We start from the raw sequence: 24,474 nt of genomic DNA, 5'->3' as shown, positions 1-24,474 counted from the left end.
GGCGCCTCAGCTCTGGGACGCAGCTTTGGGAAGAATGTCGTTGGCCACCATCTCGCCGAACGGGCTGACGTAACCGGCGCTCTTCGGCAGTTCCGGACGCTCGACGTCGAGGTGCGGGAACAGCAGCTCGGCGACCCGATACGACTCTTCGAGGTGTGGATAACCGGAGAAGATGAAGGTATCGATACCCAGTGCCGCGTATTCCTTCACCCGTGCCGCCACGGTCGGGCCGTCCCCCACCAGTGCCGTACCGGCACCGCCGCGCACCAGACCGACGCCGGCCCACAGGTTCGGGCTGACTTCGAGGTTGTCACGACTGCCCCCGTGCAGCGCGGCCATGCGCTGTTGGCCGACCGAATCGAACCGCGCCAGCGAAGCCTGGGCCCGTTTGATAGTGTCGTCGTCCAGATGCGAGATCAGACGGTCCGCCGCTTGCCAAGCTTCGGCGTTGGTTTCCCGCACGATCACATGCAGGCGGATGCCGAAGCGTACGGTGCGACCGAGCCTGGCCGCTTTGGCGCGAACCTGTTCGATCTTCTCGGCCACAGCTGCGGGTGGCTCGCCCCAGGTCAGGACCATTTCCACTTGTTCGGCGGCCAGATCCTGCGCGGCTTCCGACGAACCACCGAAATACAGCGGCGGACGCGGTTGCTGGATCGGCGGATAGAGTAATTTGGCGCCCTTCACGCTGATGTGTTCGCCGTCGTAATCCACGGTCTCGCCTTCCAGCACCCGACGCCAGATCCGGGTGAATTCCACCGAGGCCTGATAGCGTGCTTCGTGATCGAGGAACAGACCGTCGCCGGCCAACTCTTCCGGATCGCCACCGGTCACCAGATTGAACAGCGCACGACCGCCGGACAGACGATCCAGGGTTGCCGCCTGACGCGCCGCCACCGTCGGGGAAATGATCCCGGGGCGCAGGGCGACCAGAAACTTCAGGCGCTGGGTCACTGGAATCAGCGACGCCGCCACCAGCCACGAGTCCTCGCAGGAGCGGCCAGTGGGAATCAGCACGCCGCCGAAGCCCAGGCGATCCGCCGCTTGCGCGACCTGTTGCAGATAGCCGTGGTCGACGGCGCGGGCGCCTTCGGCGGTGCCAAGGTAATGGCCGTCGCCGTGGGTAGGCAGGAACCAGAAGATGTTGAGGCTCATGGAGTGGTCTCCTTGGGGATTCGATTTACTGGGCTTGGGTAACCGAGCTTTGGGCCACAGCGGCCGGTGGGGTCCAGATCACGTCCTTGATGCTCAACGGCTTGGGAATCAGCTTGAGCTGGTAGAAGGTGTCGGCGATTTTCTGTTGCGCGGCGACCACTTCCGGGGTCAGGAACAGCGCGCCGTAGCCCTGGCGTTTCACCGTGGTCAGGGTGATGTCCGCCGGCAGGCCGAGCAGTGGCGCGACCTGTTGGGTCACGTCTTGCGGGTTGGCTTTCGACCACTCACCGACGGCGCGCACTTCTTCCACGAGGGTCTTGATCACCTCGGGATTTTTCTGTGCGTAGGGTTTGGTCGCCAGGTAGAACTGGTGGTTGTCGACGATGCCTTTACCGTCACGCAGGGTGTGCGCTTGCAGTTGTTGCTCGGCGGCGGCCTGGTACGGGTCCCAGATGACCCAGGCGTCGACGCTGCCACGCTCGAACGCGGCGCGGGCATCGGCCGGCGGCAGGAATACGGTTTGAATGTCGGTGTACTTGAGGCCGGCGTCTTCCAGCGCACGCACCAGCAGGTAGTGGACGTTGGAGCCTTTGTTCAGGGCGACTTTCCTGCCCTTGAGATCCGCCACCGATTTGATCGGCGAGTCTTTCGGCACAAGGATCGCTTCGCTGTTTGGCGCGGGCGGCTCGTAAGCGACGTAGAGCAGATCGGCACCGGCCGCCTGGGCGAAGACCGGCGGGGTTTCGCCGGTGACGCCGAAGTCGATCGAGCCGACGTTCAGGCCTTCCAGCAGTTGCGGGCCGCCGGGGAATTCAGTCCATTGCACGTCGACGCCTTGGGCGGCGAGGCGTTTTTCCAGGGTGCCCTTGGCTTTCAGCAGCACCAGCGTGCCGTACTTCTGATAACCGATTCGTAGCGTCTCGGCCTGAGCTTGAGTGATGGCGCCGAAGGACACAGCCGCAGCAAACAGAGCGACCAGACCACGACGCAAAAATACAGTGCGCATAGCGCTCTCCTTTTTGCTGTTGGGTTTTGGCTGCACCTGCTTGCCCGTTGGCGGGCGAGTAAGGCCAGTACTTCAAGTTTCGGTGTGGCTCAAATGCTCCAGCGAGCACTCAACAAACGTTCGTTCAACAGCCCCGGCTCCAGCGGCTTCGGCCGACGGGCCATGGCGCTGACAAACTGGTCCAGCGCTTCATGCAGCCGCTGTTCCAGAGCCGGCGCCAGCTGCGCCGCAGCACTGCCTTCGCCGTAAGCGATCTGGCTGTCCTCGGCAAAAATCCCTTGCAGCATTTCCTGGGCCTTCAACGCCGACAGCACCGGTTTGAGGGCGTAATCGACCACCAGCATGTGGGCGATGCTGCCGCCGGTGGCCATCGGCAGGACAATCTTGTGGTTCAGGGCGCGTTCCGGCAGCAGATCGAGCACGGTCTTCAGTGCACCGGAGAACGACGCCTTGTAGACCGGCGTCGCGATCAGCAGGCCATCGGCGTTTTCAATCTGTTGCAGCAGGTCGAGCACCTTCGGGCTGTCGAAGCGGGCGTGGAGCAGGTCTTCGGCCGGAAAGTCCCGCACCTGATAACTCACCACTTCCACCCCTTGCTGCTGTAACCAGCGTTGCGAGCGCTCCAGCAACACTCCGGAACGGGAGCGTTGACTGGGACTGCCACCGAGTGAGACGACCAGCATTCAGACGATTCCTTGCGCGTTACAGGCGATTCGCGGGTTGCGATCTCGCTTCGATGTCAGTGACCTTACCAGCTGATTCATATATCCATAAATCATATTTATTCATTTGGTTATTCTTTATGGAGATATACATTTCACTTTCTTCCGGGCAAAAAAACAGGCCGTGAAAACGGCCTGAAACCCTGCATCGTGGTTTTTTCTGATCGCCCCCACGCAGAACTTGGGAACGATCCGAGGAAGGTTATTTGTTCGGCTGTGGCGTCAGGCGCAGGTACGGCTTCACCGCGCGGTAGCCCTTCGGAAAGCGTTGCTTGATTTCGTCTTCATCCTTGAGCGACGGCACGATCACCACCTCTTCACCGTCCTGCCAGTTGGCCGGCGTGGCCACCTTGTAGTTGTCGGTGAGCTGCAGCGAGTCGATCACCCGCAGGATTTCGTGGAAGTTGCGCCCGGTGCTCGCCGGGTAGGTGATGGTCAGGCGGATCTTCTTGTTCGGATCGATCACGAACAGCGAACGCACAGTCAGGGTGTCGCTGGCGTTCGGGTGGATCAGGTCGTAAAGATCGGACACCTTGCGATCGGCATCGGCCAGGATCGGGAAGTTGACGATGGTGTTCTGGGTTTCGTTGATGTCCTCGATCCACTTGTGGTGCGAGTCCACCGGGTCGACCGACAGTGCAATGGCTTTCACGCCGCGTTTGGTGAACTCATCCTTGAGCTTGGCGGTGAAGCCCAGCTCGGTGGTGCACACCGGGGTGAAGTCCGCCGGATGGGAAAACAGCACGCCCCAGCTGTTGCCCAGCCATTCGTGGAAACGAATCTTGCCGGCGCTGGAATCCTGTTCGAAATCGGGGGCGATATCGCCGAGTCTGAGGCTCATGGTGCTGCTCCTGATGAGTGGTTGGAGACCTCAACTGTAGCTCGGGATTTGCCATTCAGAAAAAGAATAAATAACTAGATATCTAGATCATTTACGAATATTAAACTTCTGTTCACTGGACGCTCGCCGGCAACGCGCCGAACATCGGCCCCAAGGTTCGAGAAGGCCTTGAGTTGCTGTAAAGAGGGAAATGTCGGGAAAGGTCTACGGGGGTGGGCCTGACCCGAAAACGCAAAAGCCCCGTCCGGCGCAATGCCGGACGGGGCTTTTTTACGTCGGTTGCTCGAGCGCTATTACAGCAGCGGGATCGAGTAGCTGACGATCAGGCGGTTTTCGTCCTGGGAACGGGTGTTCGCCAGGTCGGTGCGCCACATGGCGTTCTTCCAGGCAACGCCGAGGTTCTTCAGCGGGCCTTCCGGAATCACGTAACCAACGGTCAGGTCACGTTCCCACTCGGTTTTTTCGCCCAGCGGAGTGTCGATGTTATCGCCACGCAGGTAGATCACACCGGCGGTCAGGCCAGGTACGCCGACCTTGGCGAAGTCATAGGCGTAGCGAGCCTGCCAGGTACGCTCGCCGGCACGACCGAACTTCTGGATCTGCATGTCGGTGATGGTGCTGTTGGACGAACCGTCACCCTGGTTCAGCCAAGGGAAGTCGCTGTCGCCCTTGGTGTACTGGTAGCCGGCACCGAAGGTGTGACCTTCAACCGAGTACAGTGCCAGGTAGCTGTACAGATCGTTGTCGACCTTGCCCTTGACGGTCTTGCCGCCGTAGTAGCCGCTGGTGAAGTACGCAGGCGTGTCACCGTTGTTGCCGTTGTCACGGCTGCGGTAGTAGCGCAGGTCGCTTTTCAGTACGCCCGGACCGATGGCCCAGTTGTGTACCAGACCCAGGAAGTTCTGCGAGTAGAACTCTTTCAGCTCGCCGTAGTAGTACGAGGCGGTCAGGTCCTTGGTCAGCTTGTAGTCAGCACCGGCGTAGTAGAACTTGTTGCTGAACACGCCCTTGTCGTAGTTCGAACCGGCGTTCGCACCAGCGATCGACAGGTTTTCGTCGTTGCTGGAGTTACGGCCCTTGGCGGATTCGATCTGACCGGCAGTCAGGGTCAGATCCTTGATTTCGTTGGACTTCAGCTCGCCACCGGTGAAGGTTTGTGGCAGCAGACGACCATCGTTGTACTTGATGACCGGGTTGTTCGGCATCAGGGTACCGACCTTCAGCTCGGTCTGGGAGATCTTGACCTTACCGGTCAGGCCCAGGCTGGCGAAGTCATGCACGGCACGGTTGCCATCGCTCGGGAAAATAGTGCCGCCGGAAGCGGTACCCGACGAGTTGCCGCTCTTGTCCGGGCTGGAATCCAGACGCAGGCCGTACAGGCCGATGGCGTCAACGCCGAACTGGACGGTGCCCTGGGTGTAACCCGAGATGAAACGCAGATCGAAGCCTTGGCCCCACTCTTCGTTCTTGTTCGGGCCAGTGCCATCACGGTTGTCGGTGTTGATGTAGAAGTTACGCAGCCCCAGAGTGGCCTTGCTGTCTTCGATGAAACCGGCTGCGCCTGCCTGCTGCGCAATAACCCCTACCGCCACGGCCAGAGCCAGGGTGGACTTGTTCATGTATCGCTCCTCTCGTTTCTAATTCTTGTGTTCCTGGTCCGGAGTCTGATGCCCCTGGATCCTAAGATGCGCGATTAGCGCCAGACCGTGACTGACAAGTCAATCGCAACCTTGTGCGTCTACGACCAAGGTCTAATCGCAGTTATTTGGTCCTTGCAGGGTAAAGACTTCCAGATAAACCCAAAAAGAATTTATTCATTCTTTTTCATACCATTCAGGAATATGGCTGGATAGTGGCCATCTGTACCGGGATACAGCGTATCGGCGCCTAAGCTCATTCCTAAATGGTATTTGTTAGCCTTTTTTTAGATCGTTTAGCTTTGGCGAAACCCCGATTCGTCAAACCCTATCGAAAAGGCGACGCCATCATGGCCAAACGTGCACTATCTAGTCAATTTGTTACAGTTTGTGTGTCAGCGCTGATTTCTTTTTCTGTCCATGCTTCCAGCCTCACTGTCGGCTACCAGACCGGCATCGATCCAAGCAAAGTCCCCCAGGCCGACGGCGTTTACGAGAAGGCCATAGGCGAGAAAATCGACTGGCGCCGTTTCAACAGTGGCCCGGAAGTAGTGACAGCCATCGCTTCCGGCGACGTACAGATCGGCAACCTCGGCTCCAGCCCGCTGGCGGCCGCCGCTTCACGCAACCTGCCAATCGTTGCCTTTATCGTTTCGGCACAGATCAATGCCGCCGAAGCGCTGGTGGTGCGCAACGGCAGTGGTATCGACAAACCCGAGGATCTGGTGGGCAAGACCATCGCCACACCCTTCGTCTCCACCTCCCACTACAGCCTGCTCGGCGCGCTCAAGCACTGGGGCCTGGACACCTCGAAAGTCAAAGTGGTGAACCTGCAACCCGCAGAAATCGCGGCCGCCTGGAAGCGCGGTGACATTGACGGCGCCTTTGTCTGGTCGCCGGCACTGGGTGAAATCCGCAAGACAGGCAAAACCCTGACCGACGCCGCCCAGGTCGGCCAGTGGGGCGCGCCAACCTTCGAAGTCTGGGTAGCACGCAAGGACTTCGCCGAGAAGCATCCGGAGGTCGTGGCCAAATTCGCCAAGGTGACTCTGGACTCGTTCGCCGACTATGCCGCCCATAAGGACAGCTGGACCGCCGACTCGGTGCCGGTGCAGAAAATCGCCAAACTGACCGGTGCCAACGCCGCCGACGTCCCGGAATTGCTCGCAGGTTCGGCGTTCCCCGATGCCAAGGCGCAACAGACCACGGCGCTGCTGGACGGCGGCACGGCGAAGGCGATTGGCGAGACGGCGAAATTTCTGAAGGAACAAGGCAAGGTCGAAAGCGTACTGCCCGATTACTCGCCGTATGTCAGTGCGAAGTTTGTAACCGAATAAACGCTATCGCGAGCAGGCTCGCTCCCACACAGGCTCAGTGAACCTTGTGGGAGCGAGCCTGCTCGCGATGAGGGCGTCACATCACAGAGATTTTTCGAAGATCTTCGAATTGCGCTGATAGTTATAGAGAGAAGCCCGGGCCGCCGGCAGGCGCTCGACGCTGCTCGGCTCGAACCCACGCTCGCGGAACCAGTGAGCGGTGCGGGTGGTAAGGACGAACAGAGTCTTCAGGCCCTGCGCCCGGGCACGGGTCTCGATGCGCTCAAGCAATTCATCACCGCGACCGCCATGGCGGTACTCAGGATTCACCGCCAGGCACGCCAGTTCACCGGCATCCGAATCGGCAATCTGATACAGCGCCGCACAGGCGATGATCATCCCTTCGCGCTCCACCACGCTGAACTGCTCGATCTCGCGTTCCAGCACTTCGCGGGAGCGACGCACCAGAATCCCCTGCTCTTCCAGCGGACTGATCAGGTCGAGCAGACCGCCGACGTCTTCAATCGCCGCCTCGCGCACCAGCTCGAACTGTTCCTGGGCCACCAGCGTACCGCCACCGTCGCGGGTGAACAGTTCGGTCAGCAGCGCGCCGTCCTCGGCATAACTGACGATATGGCTGCGCGCTACACCGCCACGGCAGGCTTCGGCGGCGGCATCCAGCAATTCCGCCTGATAGTTGCTGCCCAGGCGCTGCAAATGCGCCGGCACCTGTTGCGGGCGCAGCTCGCGCACCAGTTTGCCGTTTTCGTCGATCAGGCCGAGGTCGGCACCGAACAGCAGCAGCTTGTCGGCACCCAGGTCGATGGCGGCGCGGGTGGCGACGTCTTCGCAGGCCAGGTTGAAGATTTCACCGGTCGGCGAGTAACCCAGCGGCGACAGCAGCACGATGGAGCGCTCGTCGAGCAGACGGTTGATACCTTTGCGGTCCACCCGGCGTACTTCACCGGTGTGGTGATAGTCGACACCTTCCAGCACGCCGATCGGCCGCGCGGTCACGAGGTTGCCGCTGGCCACCCGCAGGCGCGAGCCCTGCATCGGCGACGAGGCCATGTCCATCGACAGCCGCGCTTCGATGGCGATGCGCAGCTGACCGACCGCGTCGATCACGCACTCAAGCGTCGCGGCATCGGTGATGCGCATGCCGTGGTGGTAATGCGGGGTCAGGCCACGAGCCGCGAGACGGGTTTCAATCTGTGGGCGGGAACCGTGCACCAGCACCAGTCGCACGCCAAGACTGTGCAGCAGCACGATGTCATGGACGATGTTGCCGAAATTCGGATGCTCCACGCCGTCGCCGGGCAGCATGACGACGAAGGTGCAGTCGCGGTGGGCATTGATATAAGGGGACGCGTGACGAAGCCAATTGACGTATTCGGGCATGAACCTGGGCCTGTAATAAATAGCAGCCGGAAAAAGGGCGAAACGGAAAACGCACAGCGGGCTGATGGTTATCGTCGGAACAGGCTTGGCGACACGCGCGCTCTCCTCATGAATACGGGTTGGCAGGACGGCAATTTATACAGCTTTGAGACAGTAATGTTCGATCAACTGCCGCAATAGATGCACGGTAGGCTGCAAACGTGACATTTCAAGGTACTCGTCCGGCTGATGGGCGCAGGCGATGTCGCCAGGGCCGAGCACGATGGTTTCGCAGCCAAGGCGCTGAAGATAAGGCGCTTCGGTGCCGAACGCTACCGCTTCGGCCGTATGGCCGGTGAGTTTTTCGGCGATTCGCACCAACTCGGCGTCTTCGGCCTGCTCGAACGGCGGCACTTCGGGAAACAGCGGCGCGTAATCGATCTTCACCTGATGCCGCTCGGCGACCGGGTTGAGCTTGCGCAGGATTTCGGCCCGCAGCACCTTTGGGTCCATCCCCGGCAACGGCCGCAGATCGAATTCCAGCGAACACTGGCCACAGATGCGGTTGGGGTTGTCGCCACCATGGATGCAGCCGAAGTTCATGGTCGGCTGCGGCACACTGAACTGCGGGTTGTTGAATTCGCGCTGCCACAGCAGGCGCAGGCCACGCAGTTCGCCGATGGCGTCATGCATGGCTTCCAGGGCGCTATGCCCCAGACGCGGATCCGACGAATGGCCGCTCTGCCCGAGGATATCGATGCGCTCCATCATGATGCCCTTGTGCATGCGGATCGGCTTGAGCCCGGTCGGCTCGCCGATCACTGCCGCCCGGCCCAGCGGCTGCCCCGCTTCGGCCAGCGCCCGGGCACCGGACATCGAGCTTTCTTCATCGCAGGTGGCGAGGATCAGCAATGGCTGCCTGAACGGCTGGTCGAGCAGCGGTTGCACGGCTTCGATGATCAGGGCGAAAAAGCCCTTCATGTCGCAACTGCCGAGGCCGACCCAGCGGCCGTCGACTTCGGTGAGTTTCAGCGGGTCGGTTTTCCACAACGCATCATCGTAGGGCACCGTGTCGCTGTGCCCGGCCAGCACCAGCCCGCCGGGGCCGCTGCCGAAACTGGCGAGCAGGTTGAACTTGCCGGGGCTGACCTGCTGGATGTCGCAACTGAAGCCCAGATCACCCAGCCATCCGGCGAGCAGGTCGATCACCGCCCGGTTGGATTGATCCAGGTTCGGCTGGGTGCAACTGACCGACGGCACGGCGATCAGTGCAGCGAACTGGTCTTGCATGGATGGCAAAGGCATCGCTGACTCCAACTCCCGGATTGAAGTCCATCATAGAACCATCCGGCGCCGAGAATAAACCGCCGCAAAGCGTAGGAAGGTTCAGTCCTGTACACTGCACGACCTTGGCAGCCACACATTCCCCCGGCTGCGCTCCCGATCCTGGATTTTCCGGCCATGCAGAAAGAAACCGAAATCAAACTCCGCGTCAGCCGCGAAACCCTCGCCGCCCTGCGCGAGCACCCTCTCCTGAAAAAACGCAACAAAAGTGGCTGGGAACGCCGTGAGTTGATGAATCAGTATTTCGACACGCCCGAGCGTGATCTGGCCCGGGCCAAGGTTGCCCTGCGCCTGCGCAAGGACGGCGAAGAAGTGATTCAGACCCTCAAGACCCGTGGCCAGAGCGTCGCCGGTCTGTCCGAGCGTAACGAATACGACTGGCACCTGCCCAAAGCCAAGCTCGACGTGAAGAAACTCGACGGCGAATGCTGGCCCGAGTCCCTCGCCGAGCTGGACAAGAAAACCCTGAAACCGATCTTCACCACCGATTTCGTCCGCGAGCGCGCCGAAATCGCCTGGGGCCGTGGCAAGACCAAAGTGGTCATCGAAGCCGCGCTGGACCTGGGCCACGTGGTGGTCGGCAAGCAAAAAGAAGAAATCTGCGAGCTGGAACTGGAACTGCGCGAGGGCGAGCCTGCCGCGCTGCTGGAACTCGCTGCCGAACTGGCCGAAACCCTGGCCCTGATGCCGTGCGACATCAGCAAGGCCGAGCGCGGCTATCGTCTGTACGACGCCAACAGCTACTCGTTGAGCCTGCCAGCGCCGGCCATCACAGCTGAAACCCCGCTGGACGATGCCTTCGCCGCCCTGAGCTGGCACCTGCTCGGCAGCAGTCAGCGTCTGGCCGAACAGTATCGCTTCAACGGCCACTGGCGCCTGCTGCAGGACTGGGTCGAGAGCCTCGCGGAAATGCGCGCCCTGCTGAGCAGCCTCGGCCAGGCCGCGCCGCGTCAGTCGACCCACGATCTGCGTGTGGCACTGGATGCATTGCTGGAAGACTGGCGTCCGCTGGTACAAGTCGGTCTTGAAGACGAAGACGTGCGCAAAGCCGCGCCGGAGCAGTTCCTCGAAGAACTGGAAGACCCGCGCTGGGGCCTGTTCTCGCTGAACACCTCGCGCTGGTTGCTGGCCCGCACCTGGGCTGCCGACCGCAACACCCGTGGCAATCGCCAGGGTGCCGCGCAGTTGCAAAGCTGGCTGCCGCGCCTGCTGGGCGAAGAAGCCACTTCCCTGCAATTGCAGCGTTATCAGCAGCAGCCGGAAGATCTGGCCGAGCAACTGCCGCGCATCGAACGCATCCAGGTCTGGCTGCACCACGCGCGCAACGTGCTGGAGATCCCGGAAATGGATCGTCTGTACGGCGAGCTGAACAAACTGGCGCAACTGGCCAACGAGCCGACCATCAGCGATGAACTGCTCGATGCACGCAAGCATCAGGCGATTGCGGTTTACCAGAATCGCGCCTGGAAAATGCTGCTGCGCATGTAACACCCCTTTCGCGAGCAGGCTCGCTCCCACAAAGAAATGATTCCAACTGTGGGAGCTAGCCTGCTAGCGATGAGGCCAGCATATTCAGCGCAGTACCGGCAGGCTCGTCGTCGACTTGATCTCCGACAGCGCCACAATCGAGTTCACTTCCTGAATCCCCGGCACCAGCGACAGCTTCTCGAAGAAGAACCGCTCATACGCCTCGATGTCCGCCGCGACGATCCGCAGCAGGAAATCCACCGCCCCCATCAACACGTAGCACTCCAGCACTTCCGGAAAGCCGCGAATCGCCTCGGTGAATTCGGTGAAGTTCGAACGGCCATGGGCGTTGAGTTTGATTTCGGCGAAGATCTGCGTGTTCAGGCCGATTTTCTTGCGATCGAGCAAGGTCACCTGACCGCGAATGATGCCCTCCTCTTTCATCCGCTGAATCCGCCGCCAGCACGGCGACTGCGACAGGCCCACCTGTTCGGCGATCTGTGCGCTGGACAGGGAAGCGTCCTCTTGCAGCAGGGCGAGAATGCGCCGGTCGTAGCTGTCCAGCTCACTGTGCATAAATAATCCTCAAAATCCGCCAATACCGAATTGACCAACCCTATCAACCGGCCAATCGGCTCATCTTAGACAAGAAATGCCCGGCATCGAATGTAAAAATTTCTCCACTGATTCCGGAGACCTGCCATGCCACACCTCGAAGCCGTCAACACCCCAGCGCCCCGTGCCGATGTGTGGAACGTCAGCAACGCCCATTGTCTTGCGCAGTACCAGATACTGGCCGAGGCCGAACCGGATCTGCTGGTGCGGGTACTGAACCTGTTCGCCCTGCAGTTCCTCACCCCGGAACAGGTCAATGTCCAGCGTCTGGACGACCTGCTGTCCATCGACATCGTCATGGGTGGCCTGAGCTGGCATCGCGCCCAGGTGATCGCGGAAAAACTTCGTAACCTGATCAGCGTCTGCTCGGTGAATCTGCAGAACCCCGATGCGGCGTGGGATGCGCCGGCTCAGGCGGCTGGCTGACAAAAGCGGAAACGCCTTTGTCGGGTAGTGGCCCAACGGTCGGCGGGGCCACGACTATCCTTTGCGGACTGTCGTTCAAAAGGAGCCCGCATGTCCGTTCAACTCGCCACTCAGGACCGCTGGCTGGATCTCAATGATGTCTTGCGTGAACTGGTCGCCCAGGGCTTCATCAGCCAGGACTCGGCCGAACACGCGCTGAATGCCCGCCGTCGGCAGGCGACCCACGGTCAGATACATCCGCTGGAATTCATCGCCGGCCAGCAACTCGACGACCTCAGCCGTCCGGGCAAGCACCTGGACCTGGAAAGCCTGACCCTGTGGCTGGCACAGCAGACCGGCCAGCCGTACCTGCGCATCGATCCGCTGAAGATCAACGTCGCCGCCGTGACGCCGCTGATGTCCTACGCCTTCGCCCAGCGCCACAAGATCCTCGCGGTGTCGGTTGATCGCGATGCGGTGACCGTAGCCAGCGCCCAGCCTTACGTCAGGGGCTGGGAAGCCGATCTGACCCACGTGCTGAAACTGCCGGTCAAACGGGTGGTGGCCAACCCGGCGGACATCCAGCGCTTCAGCGTCGAGTTCTTTCGCCTCGCCAAGTCGGTCAGCGGCGCCAGCAACGCCGACCAGCCGGGCAGCAACCTCGGCAACTTCGAACAACTGCTCAACCTCGGTGCCAGCGATCAGGAGCCGGACGCCAACGACGCGCACATCGTCAACATCGTCGACTGGCTGTTCCAGTACGCCTTCCAGCAGCGAGCCAGCGATATCCACATCGAGCCACGGCGCGAGCAAGGCACGGTGCGTTTTCGCATCGACGGCGTGCTGCACAACGTCTATCAATTTCCGCCGCAGGTGACGATGGCCATCGTCAGCCGCCTGAAAAGCCTCGGCCGGATGAACGTCGCCGAGAAGCGCAAACCCCAGGACGGCCGGGTCAAGACCAAGACCCCGGACGGCGGCGAGGTCGAGTTGCGCCTGTCGACCCTGCCCACCGCGTTCGGCGAAAAAATGGTGATGCGGATCTTCGACCCGGAAGTGCTGCTCAAGGATTTCGACCAGCTCGGTTTTTCCGCCGATGACCTGCGGCGCTGGCAGGACATGACCCGGCAGCCCAACGGCATCATTCTGGTGACCGGCCCGACCGGTTCGGGCAAGACCACCACGCTCTACACCACCCTGAAAAAACTGGCGACCCCGGAGGTCAACCTCTGCACCATCGAGGACCCGATCGAGATGGTCGAGCCGGCCTTCAACCAGATGCAGGTGCAGCACAACATCGACCTGACCTTCGCCGCCGGCGTGCGGGCACTGATGCGGCAGGACCCGGACATCATCATGATCGGCGAGATCCGCGACCTGGAAACCGCCGAAATGGCGATCCAGGCTGCGTTGACCGGACATCTGGTGCTCTCGACCCTGCACACCAACGACGCACCCAGCGCCATCAGCCGCCTGCTGGAACTCGGCGTGCCGCATTACCTGATCAAGGCCACGGTGCTCGGGGTCATGGCCCAGCGACTGGTGCGCACACTGTGCCCGCACTGCAAGGCGCCGCTGCCTGTCGCCGAAGAGGACTGGCAAACCCTGACCCGGCCGTGGCAGGCGCCGCTGCCGGGCAACGCGCAACGGGCCATCGGCTGCCTGGAATGCCGCGACACCGGCTATCACGGCCGCGCCGGGGTCTACGAAATCATGCAACTGACCGACAGCCTCAAGGGACTGATCAGCCCCGATACCGATCTGACGGCGCTCCGCCGCCAGGCTTTCAAGGAAGGCATGCGCAGCCTGCGGCTGTCCGGCGCGCAGAAAGTCGCGGCGGGGCTGACAACCATCGAGGAGGTGCTGCGGGTGACGCCGCAGAGCGAACAGAAATAGCCCCTCACGGAACCGGATCGACGAAATGACGATCCAAGCCGTTATTCAACACCAGTGGAGTCATCCCTCATGCGTCTCAAACTTGCTGTCGCCACCCTTGCCCTGCTGTCTCTGCCCGTCGGTTCGGCAATGGCTGACAGCTTTTGGCGTAACGTCATTTCGTCCGGCGCCACCACCGGCTCGACGTACCTGACCTTCAAGGATCACAAGCTGATCGTCGCCGCCCAGGACGACGCCGGCAGTTTCGTTGCCAGCGATGGCGGCATCCGTGGCCCGTACCTGGAGGCCGCCATGCAGAAAGTCCGCGCCGACAACCCGGGCCTGCAGGCGACGGACATGGAACTGGCGAACGCGATTCTGGCGAAGAACGCCGTGGCCTCGGAATAAATCTGTCGCCCACAAAAATGCCGCTCATTTGAGCGGCATTTTTTTGCCCGCCGATCAGCGGTAATCGTCCACCGGCACGCAGGCGCAGAACAGATTGCGGTCGCCATAAACGTTGTCCACCCGGTTTACCGCCGGCCAGTACTTGTGCGCCTTGGTGTGCGCATCCGGGGTAATACCCTGCTCGATGCTGTAGGGCCGCTCCCAGACGCCGGTGATATCGGCCAGCGTATGCGGGGCCCGCTTGAGCGGATTGTCCTCGGCCGGCCAGTTACCGTTCTGCACTTCGGTGATTTCCGCGCGGATGCTCAACATGGCGCCGATGAAGCGGTCCAGTTCAGCCTTGGATTCACTCTCGGTCGGCTCGACCATCAAGGTACCTGGCACCGGGAACGACATGGTCGGTGCATGGAAGCCGTAATCCATCAGGCGCTTGGCGATGTCTTCCTCACTGATGCCGGTCTGCGCCTTCAGCGGCCGCAGATCCAGAATGCACTCATGGGCTACCCGATCATTGCGCCCGGTGTAGAGCACCGGAAAGGCGCCGGACAGATGCTGCGCCAGGTAATTCGCCGCAAGGATCGCCACTTCGCTGGCGTCCGCCAGTTGCGGCCCCATCATCGCGATGTACATCCAGCTGATCGGCAAAATGCTCGCACTGCCCCAGGGCGCTGCACTCACTGCGCCGTTCTGCGGCTGCGGACCGTCGATCGGCACCACCGGGTGATTGGCGACGAACGGTGCCAGATGCGCGCGAATGCCGATCGGTCCCATGCCCGGCCCGCCTCCGCCGTGGGGAATGCAGAAAGTCTTGTGCAGGTTCATGTGCGAGACGTCGGCGCCGATGTCCGCCGGCCGCGCCAGCCCGACCTGGGCATTGAGGTTGGCGCCGTCCATGTACACCTGGCCGCCGTGCTTGTGGATAACTTCGCAGATTTCGCTGATGCCCTCCTCGTACACACCGTGGGTCGACGGATACGTCGCCATCAGGCACGACAACTTGTCTCCCGCCTCGGATGCCTTGGATTTCAGGTCATCCAGATCAACGTTGCCCGCCTCGTCGCACTCGACGATCACCACGCGCATCCCGGCCATTTGCGCCGAGGCCGGGTTGGTGCCGTGAGCCGAAGACGGGATCAGGCAGATGTCGCGCCCGCCCTGGTGGCGGCTTTCGTGGTATTTGCGGATCGCCAGCAACCCGGCGTATTCGCCCTGGGCGCCGGAGTTGGGCTGCATGCAGATTGCGTCGAAACCGGTGATCGCGCACAACCAGCGTTCCAGCTCTTCGATCATCAGCGTGTAACCGACGGCCTGCTCCCGGGGCACGAACGGGTGCAGGTTGGCGAACTGTGGCCAGGTGATCGGGATCATCTCGCTGGTGGCGTTGAGTTTCATGGTGCAGGAGCCGAGCGGGATCATCGACTGGTTGAGGGCCAGATCCTTGTTCTCCAGTTGCTTGAGGTAGCGCAGCATCTCGGTTTCGCTGTGATGGGCGTTGAACACCGGGTGGCGCAGGTACGGCGAGCTGCGTTGCAGGTTGTCAGGAATTCCGGATACCAACGCTTCGGCGTCGAGTTCCTCGACGTTGAGCCCATGATCGACACCCAACAGCACATCGAACAGTTTGCCGACGGTGCTCTCGTCACAGGTTTCATCGAGGCTCAGGCCCAAGTGGCCGCGACCGAGAATCCTCAGGTTGATCTGTGCGGCCTGAGCACTTTCGATGATCGCGGTCTGCGCGCCACCGACGTCCAGGGTCAACGTGTCGAAATAATGCTCGTTGATGCGTTTGAGGCCATGCCGCTCGAGGCCGGCAGCGAGGATGCAGGTCAGCCGATGGACTCGCTGGGCAATCCGTTTCAGCCCTTCCGGTCCGTGGTACACGGCATAGAAACTGGCGATGTTGGCCAGCAGCACTTGAGCGGTGCAGATGTTCGAATTGGCCTTCTCCCGGCGAATGTGCTGCTCGCGGGTCTGCAGGGCCATGCGCAGCGCAACGTTGCCCCGTGCGTCTTTCGAGACACCGATGATTCGCCCGGGAATCGCCCGCTTGTATTCCTCGCGACTGGCGAAAAACGCCGCATGCGGCCCACCGTACCCCATCGGCACACCGAAACGCTGGGACGAGCCGAACACCACATCGGCGCCCAGTTCCCCCGGCGGAGTCAGCAACAACAGACTCAGCAGATCGGCCGCGACGCAGGCCAGCGCCTGTTGCGCATGCAGGTGATCGATCAACGGACGCAGGTCGCGGACCTCGCCGTGGGTGTCGGGGTATTGCAGCAGTGCCCCGAATACCTGGTGCTGCTTCAAGTTATCCACAGCGTCGACGATCAGCTCGAAACCGAAGCCTTCGGCGCGGGTCTGCACCACGGAAATGGTTTGCGGATGACAGTTTTCGTCGACGAAAAACAGATTGCTCTTCGACTTCGCCACACGCTTGGCCAGCGCCATGGCCTCGGCGGCCGCAGTCGCCTCATCGAGCAGCGAAGCGTTGGCCAGTTCCAGACCGGTGAGGTCGATGGTCAGTTGCTGAAAATTGAGCAACGCTTCGAGCCGGCCCTGGGCGATTTCCGGTTGATACGGCGTATACGCGGTGTACCAGCCGGGATTTTCCAGCACGTTGCGCAGAATGACCGTCGGCGTGAGGGTGCCGTGGTAACCCATGCCGATCAGGCTGGTCCAGACCTGATTCTGTTCGGCATACCCGCGCAGTTTCGCCAGCGCAGCCTGTTCGTCCAGCGCGGGTGGCAGATCCAGTTCACGGTTGAGGCGAATGGCGGGCGGGACAGTCTGCTCGATCAGTTCGATCCGGCTGCCCAGGCCCAGACTGTCGAGCATGGCCTGCTGCTCGGCGGCATCGGGGCCGAGGTGACGGCGCAGGAAGGCATGGGGGTCGCGTAACTGGCTCAAGGATGGCAACTGGGACATGACGGGCTCTCTCTTGGCTGGCGCTCGGCGTCAATGCAACACGGTCAAACCAGCATAGCAGTCGATACCGTCGCGGACGGCTTGGCGGCGGGTGGTCGAACGGGGCATGCTGTGGCACCTGCAACACGCGCCCAACCCTTGGATGATCGAATCCTCATGAGCCAACTGCCGTTTCTGCCGTTTTCCAAACCTGTCATCGACGAAGCCACCATCGCCGCAGTCGGCGATGTCCTGCGTTCCGGCTGGATCACCAGCGGACCGAAGGTCCAGGCCTTCGAAGCGCAACTGTCGGAGTATTTCGGCGGGCGTCCGGTACGCACCTTCAACTCCGGCACCTGCACCATGGAGATTGCCCTGCGCATCGCCGGCATCGGACCGGGTGACGAAGTGATCACCACGCCGATTTCCTGGGTGGCCACGGCCAACGTGATTCTTGAGGTGGGCGCCACGCCGGTGTTCGCCGACATCGACCCGGTCACCCGCAACATCGACCTGGATAAACTGGAAGCGGCCATCACCCCGCGCACCAAAGCCGTCATTCCGGTCTACCTCGCCGGGCTGCCGGTGGACATGGAGCGCCTGTACGCCATCGCCAAAAAGCACAACCTGCGCATCGTCGAAGACGCCGCCCAGGCCCTGGGTTCGAGCTGGAACGGCCAGCGCATCGGCGCCACCGGCGACTTCGTGTCGTTCAGCTTCCAGGCCAACAAGAACGTGACCTGCTCCGAAGGTGGTTGCCTGGTGCTGAACACGCCAGAGGAAGCGCGTCTGGCGGAGAAATATCGCCTGCAGGGCGTCACCCGTACCGGTTTCGACGGCCTGGATGTCGATGTGCTGGGCGGCAAGTTCAACATGACCGATGTCGCAGCGACCATTGGTCTCGGCCAGTTCGCTCACATTGAAGCGCTGACGGCCCATCGTCAGGAACTGGCTCGCCATTACTTCAAATGCTTTGGCGATGACTTCGAAGCCACGTACGGCGCGCAACTGCCACCTGCCGATTTCACCAACAGCAACTGGCACCTGTTCCAGCTGGTGTTGCCGGAGCGCAAGGACGGCTTGCCGGCGCGGGCCACGTTCATGGAGCAGATTCAGGCGCTGGGCATCGGCATCGGTTATCACTACCCGCCGATCCATTTGCTGAGCCTGTACCGCGAGCGCGGTTTCAAGGAAGGCATGTTGCCGGTGGCCGAGCGGGTCGGACGGCTGATCGTGTCGTTGCCGATGTTCACGGCCATGACCAAAGCCGATGTCGAGCGCTCGGTGGCGGCGGTCAAAGCGGTGCTGGGCAACGCCTGAGTCATCCCGATAAAAAACTGCACCCACAAAAAAGCCCCGACGGATCGGGGCTTTGCGGTGTTGCGTGACGCTTATTCGCCGATGGACTGCTTGTAGGCAGCGGCGTCGAGCAGCTTGTCCAGCTCGGACTTGTCGCTTGGCTTGAGCTTGAAGATCCACGAGCTGTACGGTTCTTCGTTCAGCAGCTCCGGCGAATCCGCCAGCTCTTCGTTGACCGCGATCACTTCACCGCCGACCGGGGAGTAGATGTCGGAAGCGGCTTTCACCGACTCGACAACACCTGCCGCATCACCGGCAGCAAACACCTTGCCGACTTCAGTCAGCTCGACAAACACCACGTCGCCCAGCGCTTGCTGTGCGTGATCGCTGATGCCCACGGTGACGGTGCCGTCGGCTTCCAGGCGCGCCCATTCATGACTTTCGGCAAAACGCAGGTCGGCGGGGATATTGCTCATGCTCGGTGTCCTCAAGAAATTGTCAGCGGTCGTGCCCGCCGGAAAAGGTTAGATCAAGGTTTTGCCGTGACGGACGAAGGTCGGTTTGACCACTCGCACCGGATACCACTTGCCACGGATTTCCACTTCGGCGCGGTCGGCAGTCGCCATCGGTACACGCGCCAGGGCAATCGACTTGCTAAGCGTAGGAGAGAAACTACCACTGGTGATCTCTCCTTCGCCAACATCAGCGATACGAACCACCTGATGCGCACGCAAAACCCCGCGTTCCTCGAGCACCAGACCCACCAGTTTGTGCTGCACGCCGGCGGTTTTTTCCGCTTCCAGCGCATCGCGACCGATAAACCGGCGCGTGGCCGGCTCCCAGGCAATGCTCCAGGCCATGTTCGAGGCCAGCGGCGAAACGTCCTGATGGATGTCCTGACCGTAGAGGTTCATCCCGGCTTCCACCCGCAAGGTGTCGCGAGCACCGAGGCCAATGGGAGAAATGCCGGCGCCCACCAGATCGTTGAAGAAACCGGGGGCCTGATCGGCCGGCAAGGCAATTTCCAGACCGTCCTCGCCGGTGTAGCCGGTGCGCGCAATGAACCAGTCGCCGTCGACCTGACCTTCGAACGGCTTGAGCATCTGGATCAGATTGGCGCGGGACTGGGTCACCAGTTCGGCAATTTTGTGCCGGGCATGGGGGCCTTGAATGGCAAGCATCGCCAGATCCGTGCGCTCTTGCAGCTGCACGTCGAAGCCGGAGAGATGGGCCTGCATCCACGCCAGATCCTGATCGCGGGTCGAGGCGTTGACCACCAGTCGATAACCATCCTCGAGACGGTAGACGATCATGTCGTCGACGATGCCGCCGCGCTCGTTGAGCATGGTGCTGTACAACGCACGGCCGGGGCTGTGCAGGCGTTCGACGTCGTTGGCCAGCAAATGCTGAAGCCAGGCCTTGGCCTGATGGCCGGCAACATCGATCACGGTCATGTGGGATACATCGAACACCCCGCAATCGCGGCGCACCTCGTGGTGCTCCTCGACCTGCGAGCCGTAATGCAGTGGCATGTCCCAACCGCCAAAATCGACCATCTTCGCGCCGAGGGCGAGATGCAGGTCATACAGAGGCGTACGCTGTCCCATGGGTTTCTCCTTCCGGGCGTGGCGAAGGTGCGGAGCGCTGCTGCACGGTTTGAAAGCCCCGAAAGAGAAGGCTCTCAGCCGATTTCAGCGACAGGGTCTGTAAGACGGACCGCACCGAATGCCGCGCATTGTAGCCGCATGATTCAGGACTGACGACTAAGTGTTTCTGTGCGCCGAGCGGCGGATAAGTCCGATGACCGGCAACAACCCGACCAGCACCAGGGTCAACGCCGGCAACGACGCCCTCGCCCATTCGCCTTCGCTGGTCATCTCGAAGATGCGCACCGCCAGCGTGTCCCAGCCAAACGGGCGCATCAGCAGGGTGGCGGGCATTTCCTTGAGCACATCGACGAACACCAGCAACGCGGCGCTGAGCGTGCCGGGCAGCAGCAACGGCAGATACACTTTGAAAAACAGTCGCGGCCCACTGACACCCAGGCTACGTGCCGCTTCAGGCAAAGAAGGCCGTATACGCGCCAGACTGCTTTCCAGCGGCCCGTAGGCCACCGCCACGAAACGCACCAGATAAGCCATCAACAACGCCGCCAGACTGCCCAGCAGCAACGGTGTGCCCGCACCGCCGAGCCAGCCGGACAGCGGAATCACCAGCTCACGATCCAGATAACTGAACGCCAGCATGATCGACACCGCCAGCACCGAGCCCGGCAACGCGTAGCCGAGGTTGGCCAGACTGACGCCGGAACGGATCGCCGAAGTCGGTGCCAGACGCCGGGCGAACGCCAGCAGCATCGCCACGCTGACCGTGATCAGCGCTGCCATGCCGCCCAGATACAGGGTGTGCAGAATCAGCCCGGCGTAACGCTCATCCAGATCGAAACGCCCGCGCTGCCAGAACCACACCAGCAGTTGCAGTACCGGGATGACAAACGCACAGGCAAACACCAGACCGCACCAGCCGGTCGCCGCCCAGGCCTTGGGGCCGCGCAGGTGATACAGCGCCTTGACCCTCGGCCGCTCGTTGCTCGCCCGATTGGCACCCCGGGCGCGACGTTCGCCGTACAGCACCAGCATCACCACCAGCAACAACAGACTGGCCAGTTGCGCAGCGCTCGACAGACTGAAGAAGCCATACCAGGTCTTGTAGATCGCGGTAGTGAAGGTGTCGAAATTGAACACCGACACTGCACCAAAATCCGCCAGGGTTTCCATCAACGCCAGCGCCACGCCGGCACCGATGGCCGGTCGCGCCATCGGCAATGCCACCCGCCAGAACGCTTGCCACGGTGACTGGCCGAGCACCCGCGCCGCTTCCATAAGGCCTTTGCCTTGCGCGAGAAACGCGGTGCGGGCCAGCAGATAAACGTAGGGGTAGAACACCAGCACCAACACCAGAATCACCCCGCCGGTGGAGCGCACCCGTGGCAGACGCAGACCGGTTCCGAACCATTCGCGCAGCAGGCTTTGCACGGGGCCTGCGAAGTCCAGCAGGCCGACGAACACGAACGCCAGCACATAGGCCGGGATCGCGAACGGCAGCATCAGCGCCCAGTCGAGCCAGCGCCGACCGGGGAATTCGCAGAGGCTGGTGAGCCAGGCCAGGCTGACGCCCAACAGGGTTACGCCGATGCCGACGCCAAGGACCAGCGTCAGGGTGTTACCCAGCAGGCGCGGCATCTGGGTTTCCCACAGGTGCGACCAGATCTGCTGGTCGATGGTCTGCCATGACAGCAGGAGGACGCTGAGAGGGAGCAGCACCAACGCGGCGATGGCGAAGACGATGGGGTACCAGCGGCGTTGGGCAGGGTGGGCCACTTTGGGGTCTCTGAGGGAGTTGTGGTGTTGTTTGGCTGGGTATTTCAAGTGGGGATTGCTGCCCTCACCCTAACCCTCTCCCGGAGGGAGAGGGGACTGACTGTAGTGTTCTTGCGGACTACGCCGACCTGATACATCGAGTCGAACTTCGGTTTTGAATCCAAAAAGATCGGCTCCCTCTCCCCCTGGGAGAGGGCTGGGGTGAGGGCAGCGGTATCATGGCAAACAACGTCTTTAGGAAGAACTCAGTTCCACCCCGCCCGATCCATCATCCGGATCGCTTCAGCCTGTCGCTTGCCCGCCACTTCAACCGGCAGCGTATCGGCCACAAACTGCCCCCACGCCGCCACTTCTTCCGAAGGTTTCACCGCCGGATTCGCCGGGAATTCCTGGTTCACGTCAGCGAAGATCTTCTGCGCCTCAGGCGTGGTCATCCACTCCACCAGTGCCTTGGCCGCTTCCGGATGAGGTGCATGTTTGGTCAAACCGATGCCCGACAGGTTGACGTGCACACCGCGATCCGCCTGGTTCGGCCAGAACAGTTTCACCGGCAGATCCGGCTTCTGCTTGTGCAGGCGGCCGTAGTAGTAGGTGTTGACGATGCCGACGTCGCACTGGCCGGCGTTGATCGCTTCCAGCACCGCAACGTCGTCGGAGAACACGTCGGTGGACAGGTTGTTGACCCAGCCCTTGAGGATCTTCTCGGTTTTCTCGGCGCCGTGGACTTCGATCATGGTGGCGGTCAGCGACTGGTTGTAGACCTTCTTCGCCGTGCGCAGGCACAGGCGACCTTCCCAGTTCTTGTCGGCCAGCGCTTCGTAGGTGGTCAGCTCGCCCGGCTTCACGCGCTCGGTGGAATAGGCGATGGTCCGTGCGCGCAGGCTCAGACCGGTCCAGGCGTGGCTGGACGAGCGGTATTGCAGGGGAATGTTGGCGTCGATGGTTTTCGAGGTGAACGGCTGGAGAATGCCCATCTGTTCGGCCTGCCAGAGGTTGCCGGCATCGACGGTCAGCAGCAGGTCGGCGGTGGCGTTCTCGCCTTCGGCCTTGATCCGCTGCATCAGCGGCGCTTCCTTGTCGGTGATGAACTTGATCTTCACCCCGGTCTTGGCGGTGTAGGCATCGAACACCGGCTTGATCAGCTCATCGATGCGCGACGAGTAGACCACCACCTCATCGGCGGCCTGGGCGGCGGTGCTGCCAATCAGGGTCAGGGCCAGTGCGGTCAGAAGACGCTGGGGTGCCAACATGGGAGTGATCTCTCGGTCGGGAAAAGTGGTCCAAATGATAAGGACTCACATTTACCAGCTCAATCGATCACTTTCCCAAGGAGTTACCAGATGTTGCACAGCCCGAAATTTCTGGCGACTGAACTGACGCCTTCGCGGGCAAGCCCGCTCCCACAGGGTTCCGGGCGTACTCAAAATTGGAGTTTCACACTGAATACTGTGGGAGCGGGCTTGCCCGCGAAGGGGCAGTCAGTCTCAACAGAGAACTAAGGTTTAGCCAAGACTGGAAGGTCCCCGGTCAGCCCCAATGCTTCGCGTACGAACAGCGCTTTGGCCTCAGGCATCTGCTCGACGATTTTCAGTCCGGTGTTGCGCAACCAGCGCAGCGGCAGCGGATCGGCCTGGAACAACCGTTCGAAGCCTTCCATCGCCGCCATCAGCGCCAGGTTGTGCGGCATGCGTCGGCGCTCGTAGCGGCTCAGCACTTTCACGTCCGCCAGGCGTTCGCCGCGCTCGTTGGCTTGCAGCAGCACTTCCGCCAGCACGGCGGCATCGAGGAAGCCAAGGTTCACGCCCTGTCCCGCCAGCGGGTGAATGGTGTGCGCCGCATCGCCGATCAGCGCCAGGCCTTCGGCCACGTAGCGCTTGGCGTGACGCTGACGCAGCGGTACGCACAGACGCGGGTCGGCGCTGATGACGTCGCCGAGGCAACCTTCGAAGGCGCGCTCCAGTTCACGGCAGAAATCCGCTTCATCCAGCGCCATCAGCCGTTCGGCTTCGCTCGGCGTGGTCGACCAGACGATCGAGCACCAGTCCTGCTGACCGTCACGCTCCAGCGGCAGAAACGCCAGCGGCCCGTGATCGGTGAAACGTTGCCACGCCGTCATGCGGTGCGGTTTGCTGCTGCGCACGCTGGTGACGATGGCGTGATGCAGATAATCCCACTCGCGAGTGACGACGCCGGTCAGACGACGCACGGCGGAATTGGCACCGTCCGCCGCAATCACCAGCGGCGCGCGCAGGGTGCGACCGTCAGCCAGGGTCAGCAGCCAGTCGTCACCGGAGCGGCGCATCTGCTCCAGCCGCGCATTGGCCAGCAGGCCCAGATCGCAATCGTGCAAACGGTCGAGCAAGGCATCCTGCACCACACGGTTTTCGACAATGTGGCCGAGCACCTCGGCGTGCACACTGCTGGCCGAGAAATGGATCTGCCCGGTGCCGCTGCCATCCCAGACGTGCATGTCGGTGTAGGGGCTGCTGCGTCGGTTGACGATGCCGTCCCACACGCCGAGGCGATCAAGGATCCGCTGACTGGCTGCCGACAGCGCACTGACTCGCGGCTCGAACGGCGCATCGCCATTGAAGGGTTTGACGCTCAGCGGGCTGCCGTCGAGCAGCAAGACTTCCAGCCCGCTGTCCTGCAACGCCAGCGCCAGGGCGCTGCCGACCATTCCGGCTCCGACAATCAGCACATCTGCGCGCATTTCC

At 61.8% G+C, this 24,474-nt stretch carries 20 protein-coding genes; 6 read left to right on the top strand and 14 right to left on the bottom strand.

The features are described 5' to 3' along the window. Positions 1–6: 6 nt before the first annotated feature. From ssuD to OQ248_RS12075, 5 genes are all read right to left on the bottom strand, one after another. Positions 7–1,155 carry an FMNH2-dependent alkanesulfonate monooxygenase gene (gene ssuD / locus OQ248_RS12095; protein WP_192552522.1) on the bottom strand — a complete coding sequence of 383 codons (1,149 nt, stop codon included), beginning with the start codon at positions 1,153–1,155 and terminating at the stop codon, positions 7–9. A gap of 25 nt (positions 1,156–1,180) precedes the next feature. Beyond that, complete coding sequence (locus OQ248_RS12090; protein ID WP_265812940.1) at positions 1,181–2,161, bottom strand: sulfonate ABC transporter substrate-binding protein; 981 nt, start codon at positions 2,159–2,161, stop codon at positions 1,181–1,183. Between the two features lie 89 nt (positions 2,162–2,250). Beyond that, a complete protein-coding gene (gene ssuE, locus OQ248_RS12085) occupies positions 2,251–2,844 on the bottom strand; it encodes an NADPH-dependent FMN reductase (protein WP_085731495.1) in 594 nt (197 codons plus the stop codon). A 241-nt stretch (positions 2,845–3,085) separates the two neighbouring features. Then, the gene (locus OQ248_RS12080; protein ID WP_085708987.1) at positions 3,086–3,724 is read right to left on the bottom strand and encodes a peroxiredoxin; all 639 of its coding nucleotides are present in this window, start codon (positions 3,722–3,724) and stop codon (positions 3,086–3,088) included. 293 nt (positions 3,725–4,017) lie between these two features. Next, a complete protein-coding gene (locus tag OQ248_RS12075; RefSeq protein WP_265812939.1) occupies positions 4,018–5,343 on the bottom strand; it encodes an OprD family porin in 1,326 nt (441 codons plus the stop codon). 365 nt (positions 5,344–5,708) lie between these two features. Here OQ248_RS12075 and tauA point away from each other — a divergent pair, with 365 nt between their 5' ends. Continuing rightward, positions 5,709–6,698, top strand: a complete 990-nt coding sequence (gene tauA, locus OQ248_RS12070) for a taurine ABC transporter substrate-binding protein (RefSeq protein WP_265815091.1) — start codon at positions 5,709–5,711, stop codon at positions 6,696–6,698. Positions 6,699–6,779: 81 nt separating this feature from the next. Here tauA and argA read toward each other — a convergent pair whose 3' ends face one another. Further along, entirely contained in the window at positions 6,780–8,078 is a 1,299-nt protein-coding gene (argA, locus tag OQ248_RS12065; protein WP_007951778.1) for an amino-acid N-acetyltransferase, read from the bottom strand. 135 nt (positions 8,079–8,213) lie between these two features. Continuing rightward, complete coding sequence (gene argE, locus OQ248_RS12060) at positions 8,214–9,362, bottom strand: acetylornithine deacetylase (protein ID WP_265812938.1); 1,149 nt, start codon at positions 9,360–9,362, stop codon at positions 8,214–8,216. Between the two features lie 156 nt (positions 9,363–9,518). Between argE and OQ248_RS12055 the strand changes: the two genes are divergently transcribed. Beyond that, entirely contained in the window at positions 9,519–10,889 is a 1,371-nt protein-coding gene (locus OQ248_RS12055; RefSeq protein WP_265812937.1) for a CYTH domain-containing protein, read from the top strand. 84 nt (positions 10,890–10,973) lie between these two features. On the opposite strand, the gene OQ248_RS12050 is transcribed toward OQ248_RS12055, so the two are convergent. Next, entirely contained in the window at positions 10,974–11,444 is a 471-nt protein-coding gene (locus OQ248_RS12050; RefSeq protein ID WP_007951785.1) for an Lrp/AsnC family transcriptional regulator, read from the bottom strand. A 126-nt stretch (positions 11,445–11,570) separates the two neighbouring features. On the opposite strand from OQ248_RS12050, the gene OQ248_RS12045 reads away from it, so the two are divergent. The 3 genes from OQ248_RS12045 to OQ248_RS12035 all read left to right on the top strand — a co-directional run bounded on the left by OQ248_RS12045 (position 11,571) and on the right by OQ248_RS12035 (position 14,171). Next, complete coding sequence (locus OQ248_RS12045; RefSeq protein ID WP_085708982.1) at positions 11,571–11,909, top strand: hypothetical protein; 339 nt, start codon at positions 11,571–11,573, stop codon at positions 11,907–11,909. A 90-nt stretch (positions 11,910–11,999) separates the two neighbouring features. Further along, positions 12,000–13,784 carry a type II/IV secretion system protein gene (locus OQ248_RS12040; RefSeq protein WP_265812936.1) on the top strand — a complete coding sequence of 595 codons (1,785 nt, stop codon included), beginning with the start codon at positions 12,000–12,002 and terminating at the stop codon, positions 13,782–13,784. Between the two features lie 69 nt (positions 13,785–13,853). After that, positions 13,854–14,171: a DUF2388 domain-containing protein gene (locus tag OQ248_RS12035; protein WP_007951791.1), complete on the top strand. Its 318-nt coding sequence runs from the start codon at positions 13,854–13,856 to the stop codon at positions 14,169–14,171. A gap of 54 nt (positions 14,172–14,225) precedes the next feature. On the opposite strand, the gene gcvP is transcribed toward OQ248_RS12035, so the two are convergent. Continuing rightward, complete coding sequence (gene gcvP, locus OQ248_RS12030) at positions 14,226–17,099, bottom strand: aminomethyl-transferring glycine dehydrogenase (RefSeq protein ID WP_265812935.1); 2,874 nt, start codon at positions 17,097–17,099, stop codon at positions 14,226–14,228. A 156-nt stretch (positions 17,100–17,255) separates the two neighbouring features. Between gcvP and OQ248_RS12025 the strand changes: the two genes are divergently transcribed. After that, positions 17,256–18,398, top strand: a complete 1,143-nt coding sequence (locus tag OQ248_RS12025; RefSeq protein ID WP_265812934.1) for a DegT/DnrJ/EryC1/StrS aminotransferase family protein — start codon at positions 17,256–17,258, stop codon at positions 18,396–18,398. Between the two features lie 71 nt (positions 18,399–18,469). Here OQ248_RS12025 and gcvH read toward each other — a convergent pair whose 3' ends face one another. The 5 genes from gcvH to OQ248_RS12000 form a co-directional block, all read right to left on the bottom strand. After that, entirely contained in the window at positions 18,470–18,853 is a 384-nt protein-coding gene (gcvH, locus tag OQ248_RS12020) for a glycine cleavage system protein GcvH (RefSeq protein ID WP_085708978.1), read from the bottom strand. A 48-nt stretch (positions 18,854–18,901) separates the two neighbouring features. Continuing rightward, positions 18,902–19,984, bottom strand: a complete 1,083-nt coding sequence (gene gcvT / locus OQ248_RS12015) for a glycine cleavage system aminomethyltransferase GcvT (RefSeq protein ID WP_265812933.1) — start codon at positions 19,982–19,984, stop codon at positions 18,902–18,904. Between the two features lie 156 nt (positions 19,985–20,140). Then, complete coding sequence (locus OQ248_RS12010) at positions 20,141–21,757, bottom strand: iron ABC transporter permease (RefSeq protein WP_265812932.1); 1,617 nt, start codon at positions 21,755–21,757, stop codon at positions 20,141–20,143. 245 nt (positions 21,758–22,002) lie between these two features. After that, complete coding sequence (locus tag OQ248_RS12005; protein WP_085708975.1) at positions 22,003–23,007, bottom strand: extracellular solute-binding protein; 1,005 nt, start codon at positions 23,005–23,007, stop codon at positions 22,003–22,005. Between the two features lie 245 nt (positions 23,008–23,252). Next, positions 23,253–24,470: a 2-octaprenyl-3-methyl-6-methoxy-1,4-benzoquinol hydroxylase gene (locus OQ248_RS12000; protein ID WP_265815090.1), complete on the bottom strand. Its 1,218-nt coding sequence runs from the start codon at positions 24,468–24,470 to the stop codon at positions 23,253–23,255. Positions 24,471–24,474 lie beyond the last annotated feature (4 nt).

It is taken from the genome of Pseudomonas sp. COW5 (assembly GCF_026240005.1).
GTDB lineage: Bacteria > Pseudomonadota > Gammaproteobacteria > Pseudomonadales > Pseudomonadaceae > Aquipseudomonas > Aquipseudomonas kribbensis.
The sequence above is the reverse complement of the archived record's forward strand: the minus strand, read 5'-3'. Positions and strand labels throughout refer to the sequence as shown.

Bases quoted from the DNA above. Each gene is read 5' to 3' on its own strand.
- ssuD (WP_192552522.1), bottom strand. From the start codon at position 1,155: ATGAGCCTCAACATCTTCTGGTTCCTGCCTACCCACGGCGACGGCCAT.
- OQ248_RS12090 (WP_265812940.1), bottom strand. From the start codon at position 2,161: ATGCGCACTGTATTTTTGCGTCGTGGTCTGGTCGCTCTGTTTGCTGCG.
- ssuE (WP_085731495.1), bottom strand. From the start codon at position 2,844: ATGCTGGTCGTCTCACTCGGTGGCAGTCCCAGTCAACGCTCCCGTTCC.
- OQ248_RS12080 (WP_085708987.1), bottom strand. From the start codon at position 3,724: ATGAGCCTCAGACTCGGCGATATCGCCCCCGATTTCGAACAGGATTCC.
- OQ248_RS12075 (WP_265812939.1), bottom strand. From the start codon at position 5,343: ATGAACAAGTCCACCCTGGCTCTGGCCGTGGCGGTAGGGGTTATTGCG.
- argA (WP_007951778.1), bottom strand. From the start codon at position 8,078: ATGCCCGAATACGTCAATTGGCTTCGTCACGCGTCCCCTTATATCAAT.
- argE (WP_265812938.1), bottom strand. From the start codon at position 9,362: ATGCCTTTGCCATCCATGCAAGACCAGTTCGCTGCACTGATCGCCGTG.
- OQ248_RS12055 (WP_265812937.1), top strand. From the start codon at position 9,519: ATGCAGAAAGAAACCGAAATCAAACTCCGCGTCAGCCGCGAAACCCTC.
- OQ248_RS12050 (WP_007951785.1), bottom strand. From the start codon at position 11,444: ATGCACAGTGAGCTGGACAGCTACGACCGGCGCATTCTCGCCCTGCTG.
- OQ248_RS12045 (WP_085708982.1), top strand. From the start codon at position 11,571: ATGCCACACCTCGAAGCCGTCAACACCCCAGCGCCCCGTGCCGATGTG.
- OQ248_RS12040 (WP_265812936.1), top strand. From the start codon at position 12,000: ATGTCCGTTCAACTCGCCACTCAGGACCGCTGGCTGGATCTCAATGAT.
- OQ248_RS12035 (WP_007951791.1), top strand. From the start codon at position 13,854: ATGCGTCTCAAACTTGCTGTCGCCACCCTTGCCCTGCTGTCTCTGCCC.
- gcvP (WP_265812935.1), bottom strand. From the start codon at position 17,099: ATGTCCCAGTTGCCATCCTTGAGCCAGTTACGCGACCCCCATGCCTTC.
- OQ248_RS12025 (WP_265812934.1), top strand. From the start codon at position 17,256: ATGAGCCAACTGCCGTTTCTGCCGTTTTCCAAACCTGTCATCGACGAA.
- gcvH (WP_085708978.1), bottom strand. From the start codon at position 18,853: ATGAGCAATATCCCCGCCGACCTGCGTTTTGCCGAAAGTCATGAATGG.
- gcvT (WP_265812933.1), bottom strand. From the start codon at position 19,984: ATGGGACAGCGTACGCCTCTGTATGACCTGCATCTCGCCCTCGGCGCG.
- OQ248_RS12005 (WP_085708975.1), bottom strand. From the start codon at position 23,007: ATGTTGGCACCCCAGCGTCTTCTGACCGCACTGGCCCTGACCCTGATT.
- OQ248_RS12000 (WP_265815090.1), bottom strand. From the start codon at position 24,470: ATGCGCGCAGATGTGCTGATTGTCGGAGCCGGAATGGTCGGCAGCGCC.